This window comes from Pseudomonas sp. S2_A10 (genome assembly GCF_054668465.1).
The window spans coordinates 1,222,657-1,236,671 of sequence record NZ_CP162773.1 but is presented as its reverse complement, the minus strand read 5'-3'; the positions used below and the strand labels follow the sequence as shown (position 1 = coordinate 1,236,671).

14 protein-coding genes are annotated in these 14,015 nt (G+C 61.1%); 4 read left to right on the top strand and 10 right to left on the bottom strand.

What is annotated here, in order from left to right; genetic code table 11:
- Position 1 precedes the first annotated feature (1 nt).
- The 6 genes from AB4N41_RS05690 to AB4N41_RS05665 form a co-directional block, all read right to left on the bottom strand.
- Complete coding sequence (locus AB4N41_RS05690; protein WP_056790788.1) at positions 2-700, bottom strand: DUF1190 domain-containing protein; 699 nt, start codon at positions 698-700, stop codon at positions 2-4.
- 18 nt (positions 701-718) lie between these two features.
- Positions 719-1,144, bottom strand: coding sequence for a DUF350 domain-containing protein (locus AB4N41_RS05685; protein WP_016772952.1), 426 nt, complete (start codon positions 1,142-1,144; stop codon positions 719-721).
- 15 nt (positions 1,145-1,159) lie between these two features.
- Entirely contained in the window at positions 1,160-1,810 is a 651-nt protein-coding gene (locus AB4N41_RS05680) for a DUF2491 family protein (RefSeq protein WP_252876985.1), read from the bottom strand.
- A 208-nt stretch (positions 1,811-2,018) separates the two neighbouring features.
- Positions 2,019-2,717, bottom strand: a complete 699-nt coding sequence (locus AB4N41_RS05675) for a PspA/IM30 family protein (RefSeq protein WP_041477670.1) — start codon at positions 2,715-2,717, stop codon at positions 2,019-2,021.
- 17 nt (positions 2,718-2,734) lie between these two features.
- Positions 2,735-3,316: a YjfI family protein gene (locus tag AB4N41_RS05670; RefSeq protein WP_225914461.1), complete on the bottom strand. Its 582-nt coding sequence runs from the start codon at positions 3,314-3,316 to the stop codon at positions 2,735-2,737.
- A 230-nt stretch (positions 3,317-3,546) separates the two neighbouring features.
- Positions 3,547-4,101 (bottom strand): cysteine hydrolase family protein, encoded by a 555-nt coding sequence (locus AB4N41_RS05665; RefSeq protein WP_252868371.1) that lies wholly within the window; start codon positions 4,099-4,101, stop codon positions 3,547-3,549.
- Positions 4,102-4,202: 101 nt separating this feature from the next.
- Here AB4N41_RS05665 and AB4N41_RS05660 point away from each other — a divergent pair, with 101 nt between their 5' ends.
- The 3 genes from AB4N41_RS05660 (at position 4,203) to AB4N41_RS05650 (ending at position 7,341) form a co-directional block, all read left to right on the top strand.
- Positions 4,203-5,204 carry a GlxA family transcriptional regulator gene (locus AB4N41_RS05660; protein ID WP_460138361.1) on the top strand — a complete coding sequence of 334 codons (1,002 nt, stop codon included), beginning with the start codon at positions 4,203-4,205 and terminating at the stop codon, positions 5,202-5,204.
- 279 nt (positions 5,205-5,483) lie between these two features.
- Positions 5,484-6,593 carry a DUF3182 family protein gene (locus AB4N41_RS05655; RefSeq protein WP_252876983.1) on the top strand — a complete coding sequence of 370 codons (1,110 nt, stop codon included), beginning with the start codon at positions 5,484-5,486 and terminating at the stop codon, positions 6,591-6,593.
- The gene (locus AB4N41_RS05650) at positions 6,583-7,341 is read left to right on the top strand and encodes an alpha/beta hydrolase family protein (RefSeq protein ID WP_041477675.1); all 759 of its coding nucleotides are present in this window, start codon (positions 6,583-6,585) and stop codon (positions 7,339-7,341) included. Before AB4N41_RS05655 ends, AB4N41_RS05650 begins: the two co-directional genes overlap by 11 nt.
- Positions 7,342-7,444: 103 nt before the next feature.
- Here AB4N41_RS05650 and AB4N41_RS05645 read toward each other — a convergent pair whose 3' ends face one another.
- The 4 genes from AB4N41_RS05645 to AB4N41_RS05630 are packed head-to-tail and all read right to left on the bottom strand — an operon-like array spanning position 7,445 to position 11,422.
- Positions 7,445-8,434, bottom strand: a complete 990-nt coding sequence (locus tag AB4N41_RS05645; RefSeq protein WP_041477676.1) for a lysylphosphatidylglycerol synthase domain-containing protein — start codon at positions 8,432-8,434, stop codon at positions 7,445-7,447.
- Positions 8,431-9,705 (bottom strand): cardiolipin synthase ClsB, encoded by a 1,275-nt coding sequence (gene clsB, locus AB4N41_RS05640; RefSeq protein WP_252876982.1) that lies wholly within the window; start codon positions 9,703-9,705, stop codon positions 8,431-8,433. Before clsB ends, AB4N41_RS05645 begins: the two co-directional genes overlap by 4 nt.
- Positions 9,702-10,499, bottom strand: coding sequence for an endonuclease/exonuclease/phosphatase family protein (locus AB4N41_RS05635; protein WP_056790768.1), 798 nt, complete (start codon positions 10,497-10,499; stop codon positions 9,702-9,704). The genes clsB and AB4N41_RS05635 overlap by 4 nt, the downstream gene beginning before the upstream one ends.
- The gene (locus AB4N41_RS05630) at positions 10,496-11,422 is read right to left on the bottom strand and encodes a DUF72 domain-containing protein (RefSeq protein ID WP_252876981.1); all 927 of its coding nucleotides are present in this window, start codon (positions 11,420-11,422) and stop codon (positions 10,496-10,498) included. Before AB4N41_RS05630 ends, AB4N41_RS05635 begins: the two co-directional genes overlap by 4 nt.
- Before the next feature lie 387 nt (positions 11,423-11,809).
- On the opposite strand from AB4N41_RS05630, the gene AB4N41_RS05625 reads away from it, so the two are divergent.
- On the top strand, positions 11,810-13,912 hold the full coding sequence (locus tag AB4N41_RS05625) for a mechanosensitive ion channel family protein (RefSeq protein ID WP_095181940.1): 2,103 nt from the start codon (positions 11,810-11,812) through the stop codon (positions 13,910-13,912).
- The last annotated feature ends 103 nt before the right edge of the window (positions 13,913-14,015 follow it).

Sequence of the window (14,015 nt, the reverse complement as noted above, 5' to 3'; positions counted from 1 at the left end):
GTCAGCTGCTCGAGCGTCCGGAACTGCTGCCCCAGCCACCCCAACCGCTGCGGGCGCTGGACTGGCTGCCGAAACCGCCGCGCGAAGTCGACGACGCAACGTTCACCGGTTTGCTCTTGCTGCTCTCGTAATCCGACTGGCTGCGCGAGGTTGTGTCAGCTCGGCGGTACTGCGTTGAGGTGTTGTACGGCTGGCGCGTTTCGCGATCACGGTAAACGGTGCGTTCGGCGTTGTTGCTCATAGCGTTGCCGATCAGCCATCCGGTCAGCCAGCCATTGCCGCCGCCACCTGAGCCACCGGAATAGTGCGAGCCGCCGTGGCTGGCGCTGCTGCTCGTGGTGTCTCCCGCCGGCATTTGCGAATTGGCGATGGCATCGAGATCCTGCGGCGTCTCGGCATTGCCCGGCACTTTGAAGCCGCCGAGTTTCGGCACGAAACGGCCATCGGAATTTTTCTGACACCAGCCAGCGGCAAAGTCTGCGTCGCACTTGGCCTTGTCGTTGTAGGCCGGGGCGATGCGCCGGTGTTCGTTCAGGGCGGCGACGTAGGCGCTGGAGCAGAGATCGGCGGCCAATTCGGCGTCGACACACTGTTCAACGCTCTGGAAGTTGCGCGGCTGATCCAGCGCCGCTGCTTCACCGGAAATCGCCATCGCCACCGATGCGGCGAGGGACAATTGCACGTATTTGCTGCGTTTCATCGAGAGGCTTCCTGCCGGTCAGTGGGACGGGGTCATGCACGCGGCATTGAGCATGCCGACGCTGATCGCCACGGCAGCCACATAGATGCCGGCGGCGACTTCGCCGTTGGCGATGCGCTGGGAAGTGCCCTTGAGCACCAGCCCGGTAGCGACAAACGCCAGCAATTGCACGACGGCGGCGATGACCGCCCAGAGGACAAAGTCGAGCACGTTGACCGAGTAGGCGATCACGTTGCTCGCCGGAATGGCGAAACCGATGATCGCCCCGGACAGGGCAATGGCGGCGGCAGTGTTGCCGGCGCGGATCAGCTCGAATTCCTTGTGCGCGGTGATGCGCGTGTAGACGAATTGAAACAGCATGAACAGCAACACGGCGCCGATCAGGTAGACGACAAAACCGACCAGCGCGGTTTTGTTCAGAGAAACGGCCAAGACTTCCAGCATGAAAAACTTCCTTTTTTAGATGGCGCTCAAATCAGTCGTGTACAGCGAGATGCCCAGCGAAGTGCTCAGGCTGACGGTGCCTTCTTCGTCCTGTTCGACGGAGAACAGCAGCAGTTCGCGGCGATCGGTCAGGCCGGTGTCGCGGGCATACAGCATGGCGTGGTGCTTGATGGTGTAGGACTCGTCCGGATTGACCACGTGTTCGGTCATTGGCACCAGTTCGGTCTGATGCAGTTCGGTGCCCCATTCGCGGGTGTATTCAACACCGTCGTGGTGGTAGGTCGGCAGACCGATCAGGCTGTTGGGGCCGGCCAGACGCTGCAGTTCGGCGTCACTGTTGACCGTCACGTAGTTGAGGTAATTGAACAGGGTGACCGACTCGACCTGATCATCGCCGGTGACGTGGATCTGCACCCAGAAATCCTCGTCGTTCATGTAATAGCGGTGCAGTTTGTTGGACTGGCCGAGATCGACCCAGCCGGCGCTCCACACCGCTTGATCGAATGGCACCCGCACCGAAGTCGAGCCTTCCAGCAGCAACGCCAGGGTCGTGTCGAAGCGCACGCCTTTGCCTTGAGCCATGCCCAGCGGGCCGCTGGCGCCGGTGCTCGTTGGCGCAGCGGTCTGCCAATTGCTGGTGCCGAGCAAGTCTTTAAACCATCCCATGGGTACGTTCCTTGAAGCGGGTGGAGGTGTTCGGGTGAAAAAGTGGCGGTAGTGTAACGGGCGAAGCGGTGAACGAGCAGGGGCAATTACGCCGCAAAACCATGTGGGAGCGAGCCTGCTCGCGAATGGGTTGTGTCAGTCACTCGATTATTTGACTGTCACGACGCTTTCGCGAGCAGGCTCGCTCCCACAAGTTACCGTTCAGTCCTTACTGCGCGGACTTCTGCTTCAGCCGCTCAAGGATCGCATTGGCGCTGCCTTCGTTCGGCGTGATGCCGGCGTCGCGCAGTTTGCGTTCCAGGTCGTTGCCGGTGGAGGCGTCGGCCAGTTCGTCCGCTGCGCTCAGTTCGGCAGCGCGTTGCTGCTGCTTGGCTTGCAGGCGGTTCAGGGTGCCGACCGCAGTTTCCAGTTTGCCGTTGGCGCCGCCGCTGGCAATCGAGGCGCTGACCTGGGCTTTCTGCACGCTGTCGCGGGCCTTGGCCATGTCCACTTGCTGGCGCAGGCTCTTGATCCGCGATTCGGCTTTGCTGATGTCTTTGCGCATGTTGTCGGCGTAGGCGCCGAATTCATCGCTGAGTTTCTTCTCGGCAGCAAGGTCGTTGGTCAGGGTCGAAATCGCTTCGGCCACTTCCAGCGCCAGGTCTTCACGGCCGGCATTCAACGCGGCCACAGCCTTGGCTTCGAGGTCCTTGATCTTGGCGTCGTATTCGCTGACGCGGTCGGCGGCCAGTTTGTGCTTGGCCATGATCGTCACCAGTTCGCGGCGGGCATTGGACAGCGCGGTGTCGGCGTCGCGGATTTCCTGATCGAGGATGCGCAGGGCCTGCTGGTCGGCGATGGCTTCGCCAACTTCATTGGCGCCGCCGCGCAGTGCGGTGAACAACTTGCTCCAGATGGACTGAGTCATTGGATATTCCCTGTTGATTACTTGAAGAAGTGTTCGAAGGCTTCGCTGGCGCGCTGCACGTTGTCGACCAGGGTTTTCACCTCGGTGACGACGTTGGTCAGGCTCGAATCAGCACTGAGGGCGCCGAACATGTTGTAGACGGTCTGCCCGTTCGGCATCGATTCGATCCCGATCGAAGACAGCGGGAACATCTCGCGGCTGCGCAGTACGGCATCGTTGAACGCCTGGACATTGCTGATCGAATCGATGTCCACCAGCACGGTGTCGACGATGATCTGCTGGCCGGCCAGGGCGATGTGAATCGGCAGACCACCGAATTCGTTCATTTCCAGCTTGATGCTCGGCTCGGAGCTCTGGATCAGGGACAGCGAAATCTCTTGGGAAGCCACCTCGTCCAGCGCCTTGAGGGCATTGAAGAGGCTGTCGATGGTCCAGTTGTTGCCTGCGCTCATGTATTTCTCCGACATGAAAGAGCCAGCCAGAATCGGTTGGCGTAGCTGTTGCTCCATTTGCTTGAGCAAGCTTCGGTTTTCCGGAAGCACCCAAGTTTCGTGTTTCACATAACCGGCGGCGGCCAGGCCTGCGCGCATCTGCTTCATGTAGAAGCTCGACGGTTTTTTCGCTGACGTCTTGCCACGTTCGCCCTTGGGGCTGGCTGCGGCAGGCGTCGGAGTGCGGCTTGTCATGGCTGGAATCCGGTTATGAGCGTCTCACGCGTGGGCCACACTACAACCAATGCAAAGTGCCATCAATGACTCACGCGTGAGATTTTCATGACAGACGCAAAAAGGCCCGCAACGTGGCGGGCCAGTAGATTGCGCAGTTGTTGCTAGGCGTTGCTGCTCAGGAACTCGTCAGTCGATACCACGCTGGCATAAGCGAAACCCAGCGCCGCCATGAATGCTGCGTGCACATGAGCGGCCGGCACCGTCAGGCCGTTGAATTCCAGGTCACGGCTGGCGCAGGCATCGTGAATCACGGTCACGCTGTAACCCATGTCTGCCGCCGCGCGGGCGATGCCATCGACGCACATATGGCTCATGCTGCCGACCACCACCAGGCCGTTGATCCCGTGTTCGTCGAGCACCGCTTTCAGTTCGGTTTCGCGGAACGAGTTGACGAAGTGCTTGAGCACCACCGGCTCGTCGGCGCGGTTGAGCACTTTCGGATGCAGTTTCGCGCCCTCGGAGCCGGGAGTGAAAAACGGCGCGTCTTCGGAGGTGAATTCATGCCGAATGTGCACCACCGGATCGCCCGTTTCGCGAAAGGCTGCGATCAGCCGTGCGGCGTTATCGGCAGCGGCGTCGGCGCCGACCAGCGGCCACTTGCCTTGGGGGAAGTAGTCGTTCTGGATATCGACTACGATGAGCGCTTGCTTGGCCATGAGATTGTCCTCGAGACGGTGATTGGGTGTGGCCTCAGTATTGACGCTGGCCGAGGATTCGAGGATTGGCCGCACCGACAATAGGCAGGGGAAAACTGACAATGGCTGCACAAAGAGCCGCCACCGCTGAACTGGGCGTGCTGATTTACCCCGGCGCGCAACTGGCGGCGGTGCACGGTCTGACCGATCTGTTCGCCGTGGCCAATCGCATCGCTGCCGAGTATCGGGCTGTGCAATTGCCCGTGCTGCGAGTCAGTCACTGGCAGGTCGATGGCGAGCAGTTGCCGGCGCGGGTCTATGACAGTCATCCCGGTGCCGAAGGCGCTTTGCTCGCCGTGCTGATTCCGCCGTCCCTCGGCGGGTTCGATGCGGCGCAGATGACCGTGAGTCTTGCGCAATGGCTGCGCGATCAGCATGCGCTCGGCGCAACCCTTGGTGGTGTTTGTGTGGGCTCGTTGATGCTCGCCGAAAGCGGCTTGCTCGACGGTCGCAGCGCCACCACGCACTGGACCTCGGCCCAGGCTTTCGCCGAGCGTTACCCGAAGATCAAGCTGAAGGCCGACACGCCGATTGTCGACGACGGCGACCTGATCACCACGGCCGGGCTGATGGCATGGTCGGAACTGGGGTTGCGCCTGGTCGATCGCTTGCTCGGCCCGAGCATCGCCACCGCGACCGCGCGTTTTCTGGTGATGGAACACAGCGACAGCGCCAGTGAATGCGGAAGCAATTTCGCACCGATCCTCAGCCATGGCGACGCGGCGATTCTCAAGGTCCAGCACTGGCTGCAAAGCACCGGGGCGACGGATGTTTCGCTGACGGCGATGGCTGAGCGTGCGGGACTTGAAGAGCGTACTTTCCTGCGCCGATTCCGCGCCGCGACAGGCTTGAAACCGACCGAGTATTGCCAGCACTTGCGGGTCGGCAAGGCGCGGGAAATGCTCGAGTTCACCAATGGCACGATCGACCACATTGCCTGGACGGTGGGCTATCAGGATCCGGGCGCGTTTCGTGCGATCTTCAAGAAGATTACCGGGCTTGGGCCGAGTGAGTACCGGGGGCGGTTTGGTGTGAATCCCGCTCCCAGAACGACGATGAACTAATGTGGGAGCGAGCCTGCTCGCGAAGGCGCTGGATCTACAGAATTGTAGTCGGCTGACACTACGCTTTCGCGAGCAGGCTCGCTCCCACAATGATCGCGGCGAGGGTGAGAGATCGTGCAATTTGCCGGAGTTTTGCGCGCTGTCGTGCAGTTTGAAACAGGCGTGATGCCAGCACAGTCACGGCAAGCTCCCGATTATCGGGCGGTTCGTGGGGATGGTTGATTGGCCTGATCTCTGCAATTTCCTTTGAGAACCCATCGACTGATAAAAGGGGAACGCATGACCCCGACACCCAGCAACAAAATCGTCGTGGCCCATTCGGTGCGTGCCGAGGCGCCGCAACATGAAGTCGAGACCAACAAGGCCCTGGCGCGTTGGCTGGCGCAGATTCTCGGCTGCAAATTCGGCGGCAGTTTCGATCCGGCCAAACCTCAGGGCCGCGAGCTGTATCTGCTGCCAACGCAAACCATCGTCGGCGCCGCCCACGCGCAAGCGCTGGGCATCAAAGGCCCCGATGACTTGTGGGGCGGTTACGTCGAATACGATTTCATCTGCACCAAAGCCATCAGCCACGGCTTGCGCAGCCATCTGGCGCACGCGCCGCAAGGCTGGTCGCCGCTGTTTTCGGAGCGGGTGCGCAACGTTGTGCTCGACGGTCTCAGCGTATTCGCCCTGGAAGATGCGCGGCCCGCCGCCGAGCATCTGTTGTACGCCGGGCCGATTCGCTTGAAGCCGATTCACGCTTGCGCCGGTCGCGGTCAGGAAGTGATCAAAAGCCTCGATGCGTTCGATGAAATCCTCGCTCGTCCCGAAGCGCAAAGCCTGTTCAGCGACGGCGTAGTGCTGGAGCAGGACTTGCGCAACGTCGTCACCCACAGCGTCGGCCAGTCGTTCATCGGCGGCAAAGTGTTGAGCTACTGCGGTGATCAATACTTGACTGAGGACGGTCAGGGCGAAGAGGTCTACGGCGGCTCGAATCTGCTGGTGGTACAGGGCGGCTATGACGAGTTGCTCGCGCTGGATCTGCCTGACGATGTGCGTCTGGCCATCGAGCAGGCGCAGGTCTTCGACAGTGCCGCCAACGAAGCCTACCCACGCTTCTTCGCCTCGCGGCGCAATTACGATATCGCCCAAGGCCTCGACGCCAGCGGCAACCCGCGCAGCGGCGTGCTCGAACAATCCTGGCGCATGGGTGGTGCCAGCAGCGCTGAAGTGGCGGCGCTGCAAAGCTTCGTCAACGATCCACAGATGCGCGCCATCCGTGTGTCGTCGGTGGAAACCTACATCGATCAGGCGCTGCCGGCGGACGCTATCGAGGTCTATCGCGGCCCGGCGGAAAACAGCGCGTTTCTTCTCAAATATGTGACGGTCCAATCCTATGACGGCTAGAAGCGAATGCATTCAAATCGACATTGATGACGAACAGATGAGCGGGACCTTTCTCAGTCCCAAATCGAAAGTCCCGGGGGTGTTGTTTGTTCACGGTTGGGGCGGCAGTCAGGAACGTGATCTGGAGCGGGCCAAAGGCATCGCCGGCCTGGGTTGCGTATGCCTGACCTTCGACCTGCGCGGGCACACCGGCGGCACAGGAATCCCGCTGACCCGGGTGACCCGTGAAGACAATCTGCGTGACTTGCTGGCGGCCTACGATCGTCTGCTGGCGCACCCGGCGCTGGATACCTCGGCGATCGCCGTGGTCGGCACCAGTTATGGCGGTTATCTGGCCTCGATCCTGACGTCACTGCGCCCGGTGCGCTGGCTGGCGCTGCGCGTGCCGGCGCTGTACCGGGATGAACAATGGCACACGCCCAAGCGCGATCTGGACAAGGCCGACCTGCGCGATTATCGCAATACGCTGGTGCGCGCCGACAGCAATCGCGCCCTGCATGCCTGTTCGCAATTCACGGGCGACGTGCTGTTGGTGGAATCGGAAACCGACGACTTCGTGCCCCACGCGACGATCATGAGTTACCGCGCCGCATGTCAGCAGACTCACTCATTGACTCATCGGATTATTGATGGCGCCGATCACGCATTGAGTGATCCAGTTTCGCAGCAGGCCTACACCTCGATCCTGGTGGACTGGATTACCGAGATGGTGGTGGGGGAGCGGTTGAGCATTATCCAATCCAGATGATCTGTCGCATGTACCGGCCCCTTCGCGAGCAGGCTCGCTCCCACAGGTTGAACGCATTTCAAATGTAGGAGCTGCCGAAGGCTGCGATCTTTTGATCTTGATTCTAATGTGTGGGTTTCTTCTCGATCCGCAGTGCCTTTGCCTTGGCCTCCACCACCAGATACATGACCACCGTGATCAACAGCGGCAGCAGAAAATAAATCGCCCGATACGCCAGCAATCCCGCGACCAGACTGCCGCGCGACGCCTCGTGCTGCAGCAGCGCCACGAACACCGCCTCAAGCACACCCAGTCCCGCCGGAATATGCGTGATGACCCCGGCAATCGCGCTGATCAACAGCACGCCAAGCACCAGCGGATAATCCAGTTTGCTCGGCAGCAGAGTGAAGATCACCGCCGCCATCAGCGACCAGTTCAACGCGCCCAAGAGCAATTGCAGCACGGCCATGCGCAGCGACGGCAGGTTGATTTCCACGCCGCGTATCGACCACTCGCGGCGCTTGGAAAACTGACACGCCGCCAGATAGCCGGCACTGACCAGCAGCAATAACACCCCGACCAGTTGCAAGGCCGAACTGCTGAGTTTCCAGCCCGGCGGCATCGTCACCAGACCGCTGCTGAACACTACGCCAGCGATGGTCATGTAGCCGAACCAGTTGGTCGCCAGGCTCAGGCCGAGAATCTTCGCGATGTTGCCTTTGCTCACGCCCAGCCGCGAATACAGGCGATAGCGCATGGCGATGCCGCCGACCCAGGCGCTGAGATTGAGGTTGAAGGCGTAGCTGATGATGCCCACCGGCAGGATCTGCTTCCAGGTCAGGTCTTGCCGAATGTAAGTGCGGCCGATCAGGTCGAAACTGGCGTACACCAGAAAACTCAGCAGGGTCAGGCTGGCGGCGATGATCAGTGTGCGCACCTTGAAATCGGCGAGGGTCTCCAGCACCTCGGCCCATTCGATGCGCGTAGCGAACATCGTCAACAGGACGATGAGCGCGAGAAAAAACAGGATGGTCAGCGGACGTTTCCAGCGGCTCCATTTCGACGGCGCCGCTTGTGTCGAATGGCTATCGGAATGGACTTCGGAATGACTCATGGACGCGCACCTCGGTAAGGCTTCAGACGCGGTTTATGCGCCGGCAGCCAACCGGCCATGGCCGGGAAGTGCCGCAGGAAGTGGAACACCAGAAAGCCCACGGTCATGTGCCAGATGCGCCCGCGCGGCAACAGCTTGGCGTCCATGGCTTTGCAGTGGTTCTGGCTGAGGTCTTCAAGGCGTTCGTACAGGTGCTGATTGAACGCGCGGTCGCGGATCAGTACGTTGGCTTCCAGATTCAGCGACAGGCTCAGCGGGTCGAGATTGCTTGAGCCCACGGTGCTCCAGTCATCGTCGACCAGCGCGACTTTGCCGTGCAGCGGGCGTTGGCAGTATTCGTGAATCTGCACGCCGGCACGCAGCAGATAATCGTAGGTCATGCGCGCCGCCAGTTTGGCTACGAGCATGTCCGGCTGGCCTTGCAGTATCAGCCGCACATCGACGCCACGGCGGGCGGCGTTGCGGATTTCACGCAGCAGCCGGTAACCGGGAAAGAAGTAGGCGTTGGCGATGATTACCCGGCGCTTGGCCTTGCGCAGCACCTGCAAATACACGTCTTCGATATCGGTGTTGTGTTGATCGTTATCGCGGAACACCAGGCGTACCTGGCCGTCGTGGTCGGTGAAGGCCATTTCCTCCAGGCGCTGGCGCCGGCGCTGCCACCAGAACCGCGCGCGTCCGGGACGACCGCTTTGCAGCAGGGCGAAGTGATGGATATCGGCGACCACCGGGCCCTGGATCTCCACCGAATAATCCTGCTTGGCTTCAGGGCCGAAATCGGCCAGGTGATCGCCGGAAAAATTGATCCCGCCAATGAACGCGATCAAGCCGTCGACCACCACGATCTTGCGGTGCAAGCGGCGGAACCAGTTGGTGCGGATGCCCAAATGCTTCGGCGCCGGATCGAAGATTTGCAGATGCACGCCGGCATCGCTCAAGGCCGACAGATAGCCGGTGCTCAGCTCGCCACAGCCGAAGCCGTCGAGGCTGACCGTGGTGCGCACGCCGCGCTGGGCGGCTTCGATGAGGATTTGCTGCAACTCGGCGCCGACCTTGTCTTCGAAGACGATGAAGGTCTCCAGCAGGATCTCGCTCTTGGCTGCGCGCATCGCTTCGAATACCCGGGGGAAATATTCCTCGCCGTTCTCCAGCAGCTCTACGCGGTTATTGCTATGCCATTGATACTCGACGTCAACGTGGCCGGGCTCGCGCACCGGCGGGTTTAGCGGGACCGGGTCGACGGCAGATTTTTCCAGTGGCGCACTGTTCATAGTTCAATCTCCACCGATAACGGTGCGTGGTCGGAAAGGTGGGACCAGGGCCGGTTCGTCAATACTTTTGGGCGGCTGGCCTTGAGGTTGCGTACGTAGATGCGGTCGAGTCGTAGCGCTGGCAGCCGCGCGGGAAAGCTGCGCGCCGGCTTGCCGTACTGCTCGGCGAACACTTCGCGCAGGCCACAGGGCTTGAGCTGCGCATCGGCGCGCTGGCGCCAGTCGTTGAAATCGCCAGCGACAATCACCGGGGCGTCGGCGGGCAATTCGGCGAGGCGTTGCATCAGCAGATCCAGTTGCGCGTTGCGGTGGCTCTCGCGCAGGCCAAGGTGCACGCAGATCGCGTGCACTTCGGTGCCGTCGCCAGGCAGGCGCAGCACGCAATGCAGCAGACCACGGTTTTCATGGCCGCTGATCGACACGTCGAGGTTGTCGTGGCGGATGATCTGGAATTTCGACAACAGCGCATTGCCGTGATCGCCCGCCGGGTACACGGCATTGCGCCCGTAGGCGAATTGCGGCCAGAGGCTGTCGGCGAGGAATTCGTATTGCGGCATCGTCGGCCAGTTGTCGTAGCGTTTCGGATGCTGCTCGTGCGTGCCGTGGACTTCCTGCAGAAACACCACGTCGGCGGCGACGCTGCGCACTGCTTCACGCAGCTCCGGCAGAATGAAACGCCGGTTCAGCGCGGTGAAGCCCTTGTGGGTGTTGACAGTCAGTACGGTGAAGGTGCGCACCGAGGGCGCAACCACAGAGCCTTCGTCGGTGAAACCGACCGGTTCGGGAATGCTCATGACAGAACTCCTTCTGCGGCGACTTGCCCGGGAGTTGTGGCGAGGTCTTTGTCGAGGTCCAAGCGCTGCAACAAGTTGCGTGCGTCGTAGGGCGCGCGGACTTTGATGTCGTTGTCGAAGTAGCAGAACACTTCGCGGGATTTGCGCGCACGGGGTTTCAGGCGTGGGGCTATCAGGTGGGCGTCCTCTGGCTGTTTACCGTGATGCCAGGCGTCGATGCGCTCGGCCCAGCGCTTGAGCGCTTGTTCGGAATAACCGCTGGCGTAGAGCTCTTCGGCGCCGTGCAGGCGCAGATAGACGAAGTCGCTGGTGAGGTCTTCGCGGTACGGCCATTTGCCGGCGGTGTCGGCAATGACCAGCGCGGTGTTGTGGCGTTTGAGCAGGCGCACGAATTCCGGATCGATGAAACTTTCATGACGGATTTCCACCGCATGGCGCAGCGGTTTCTTGCGCCAGGCTTTGACGCTGGCGTTGCCGGGCAGATGCGAGTCGTGCTGGCGGGCGAGGGCGGCTGCGGCTTGGGTATCGTGGGGCAGTTGCGCGAGAAAGTGATCGAAGCGCTCGGCGTCGAATTTGAAATTCGGCGGAAACTGCCAAAGGATCGGCCCGAGTTTTTCCTTCAGTTCCAGAACGCCCGAGGCGAAGAAATTCGCCAGCGGTTTTTCGATTTCGCGCAAGCGGCGCACGTGGGTGATGAAGCGCGGCGCCTTGACGCTGAAGACGAAGTCATCGGGGGTTTCGGCGTACCACTGGGCGTAACGTTCGGGTCGTTGCAGGGCGTAGAACGATCCATTGATTTCAATGCTGTTGACCGCGCGGGAGGCGAACTGCAATTCGCGCTTCTGCGCCAGTCCCTTCGGGTAGAAATCCCCGCGCCACGGGGCGTAGCGCCAGCCTGAAATACCGATGTGAATCGTCGCCATCCCATCCTCCCGTAGAAAGTCCTCGTGTTGCCGATGTTCTGTGATGACTGCGGCGGGGGCGGGAAAGTTTCGGTGGCGTTACGGACGGTCGCGGGTGAAGCGAAGATCAAGAGCTTACCCCCTCACCCCAACCCTCTCCCCCAAGGGGGCGAGGGGGAAGGGAGCAGATCTTCATGCCTCCTGAAATCGCGTACGACTGTGAAGGGAGCAGATTTTCATGGTTTTCAGGACTTGAGTTCGACTCAAGACGTGCAGTTGGTGATTTTGGTCATGCAACTCTGTCGGCTCCCTCTCCTGGGGGAGAGGGCTGGGGTGAGGGGGCTCTTGAACTTGCCGCGCAATTACCGATCAGTTCCTTACCAGGGTCAGCCACGGGAGATCGGAGCTTTGCGCAATTTCAGGATCGCCATTCTGCTGGGAGCGCTGCTGTGCTTGGGCGTCAACACATCGCAAGCCGTCGCGCTACCGGGCGTTCCGGCTGCCGCCGACACGGCAGAGAAACCCGCCGAACCGGAACCGCTGGTGCAGGGTGGTCTGCTCGGGGCGATCAGTACGAGCATCGACGATGTGCAGGAAAAACTCGATCTCAACGAACACCTGGTCGATGCCTGGCGGCTGCGCGCCGACCGCGCGGCGGATGAGGTCGATCGGCTGGTCAAGCAACCGTCGAATCGCTCGGGCTGGAGCGTGGCAGGGGATTTCCTCACGCTGTCGGGAGTCTGGCTGGGCAGTTTCGCCCTGCTCACCGTGCTCGGCAGTCTGTTGGCCAAGCGTCTGCGTGAGGGCCGCTGGTTGCGCACCCGCCAGCGCAGTCAGGATCTGCTCGGCTACGTGCTGCCGTACACCGTGCCGGCGCTGATCTGCCTGCCTTTGACGCTGTATGTCAGCCATTTTCTGCAAGCTTCGGTGGGCCGTGCGCTGGCGCTGTGTCTGGCCTATGCCACCAGCAGCGGTATCTTCTCCACATCGATGTTGTTGTGCGTGGTGGTGATGTTCAACGTCGGGCACAAGCGCGCCGCCGCGCGAATCATCCGTGAATACTGCCCGCGCCCGCTGTTCCTCATCGGCTTTCTCGCCGCGCTCAGCGATGCCCTGACCAGCCCGCAGATCGCCCGGCAACTGGGCGGCAATATCACCAGCAGCATCGCCGTGTTCACCGGGCTGATCGCCTCGGTGATTTTCGGTTTGCTGGTGATTCGCCTGCGCCGGCCCGTGGCGCATCTGATCCGCAATCGCCCGCTCAGTCAGCGTTTGAAACAACCGTCGCTGCAGGAGTCGCTGCGGATATTTTCCGGGCTGTGGTATTGGCCGATCGTGCTGATGGTGCTGGTCTCGGCAGTCAGCCTGATTGGCATCGGCGAGGACAATCAGAAAGCCCTGCGCTGTGCCTTGTTCACTACCGTGCTGCTGATCGCCACAGTGTTTCTCAGCACCGTGTTGCAGCATTTGTTCAAATCACGCAAGGCTGAGGCGATCCAGCGCAGCAGTGCCTACAAGGAACGTTTTCTCAGCCTGTTGCATGCGTTGCTGCGCATCGTCATGGCGATTGTGTTCATCGATATTCTCGGGCGGATCTGGGGCGTGTCGTTGCTCGATTTCGCCCAGAGCAGCACCGTCGGTCGAGCGATCAGCAACGCCTTGAGCAGCATCGGCCTGATCTTCCTGGTGACGTGGCTGCTGTGGGTGGTGCTCGACACGGCGATTCAGGAAGCGCTGAAACCGCCGCTGAGCAAACGCGCGGCACGCCAGCCGAGCACGCGGGTGAAAACCATCCTGCCGCTGCTGCGCAACGCGATCAAAATCATCCTCGTGGTGATCTGCGCGATTACCACCATGGCCAACCTCGGCATCAACGTCGCGCCGCTACTAGCCGGTGCGGGCGTGGTCGGTCTGGCGATCGGTTTCGGTTCGCAGCAACTGGTGCAGGACGTCATCACCGGGTTGTTCATCATCATCGAAGACACCCTGTCGATCGGCGACTGGGTGGTGCTCGATTCCGGCCACGCCGGCACCGTGGAAGGTTTGACCATCCGCACCTTGCGCCTGCGGGACGGCAAGGGTTTTGTGCACTCGGTGCCGTTCGGCCAGATCAAGGCTGTGACCAACCAATCACGCCAGTTCGCCTTCGCATTTTTCTCGGTGCAGTTCACCTACGACACCGATGTCGACAAAGCCATTGAGCTGATTCGCGAGGCCGGTGATTCGATCCGCGAAGACCCGTTCCTCAAGTACAACCTGCAAGGGCCGCTGGATGTGTTTGGCGTGGACAAAATGGACTTGAACGGCGTGGTGTTGACGGCGCAATTTCGCACGGTGTCAGGTGGGCAATATGCGGTGAGCCGCGCGTTCAACCAGCGCTTGAAGAAGCTTGTGGATAACACACCCAATGTGCATTTTGCGCAGACTTATCCACAGCAGGTTCTGTTGCCAAAGCGACAGGAGGAGGGGGCGGTGGTTGCGGGTGAGGTACCGCAGGAGTCACGGACCTGACGCCTGTTTGTGTAGAGACAGGGCCGGCGCTTTCGCGAGCAGGCTCGCTCCCACAGGGGCAATGGGATTGGACTGTGGGAGCGAGCCTGCTCGCGAAGACGCC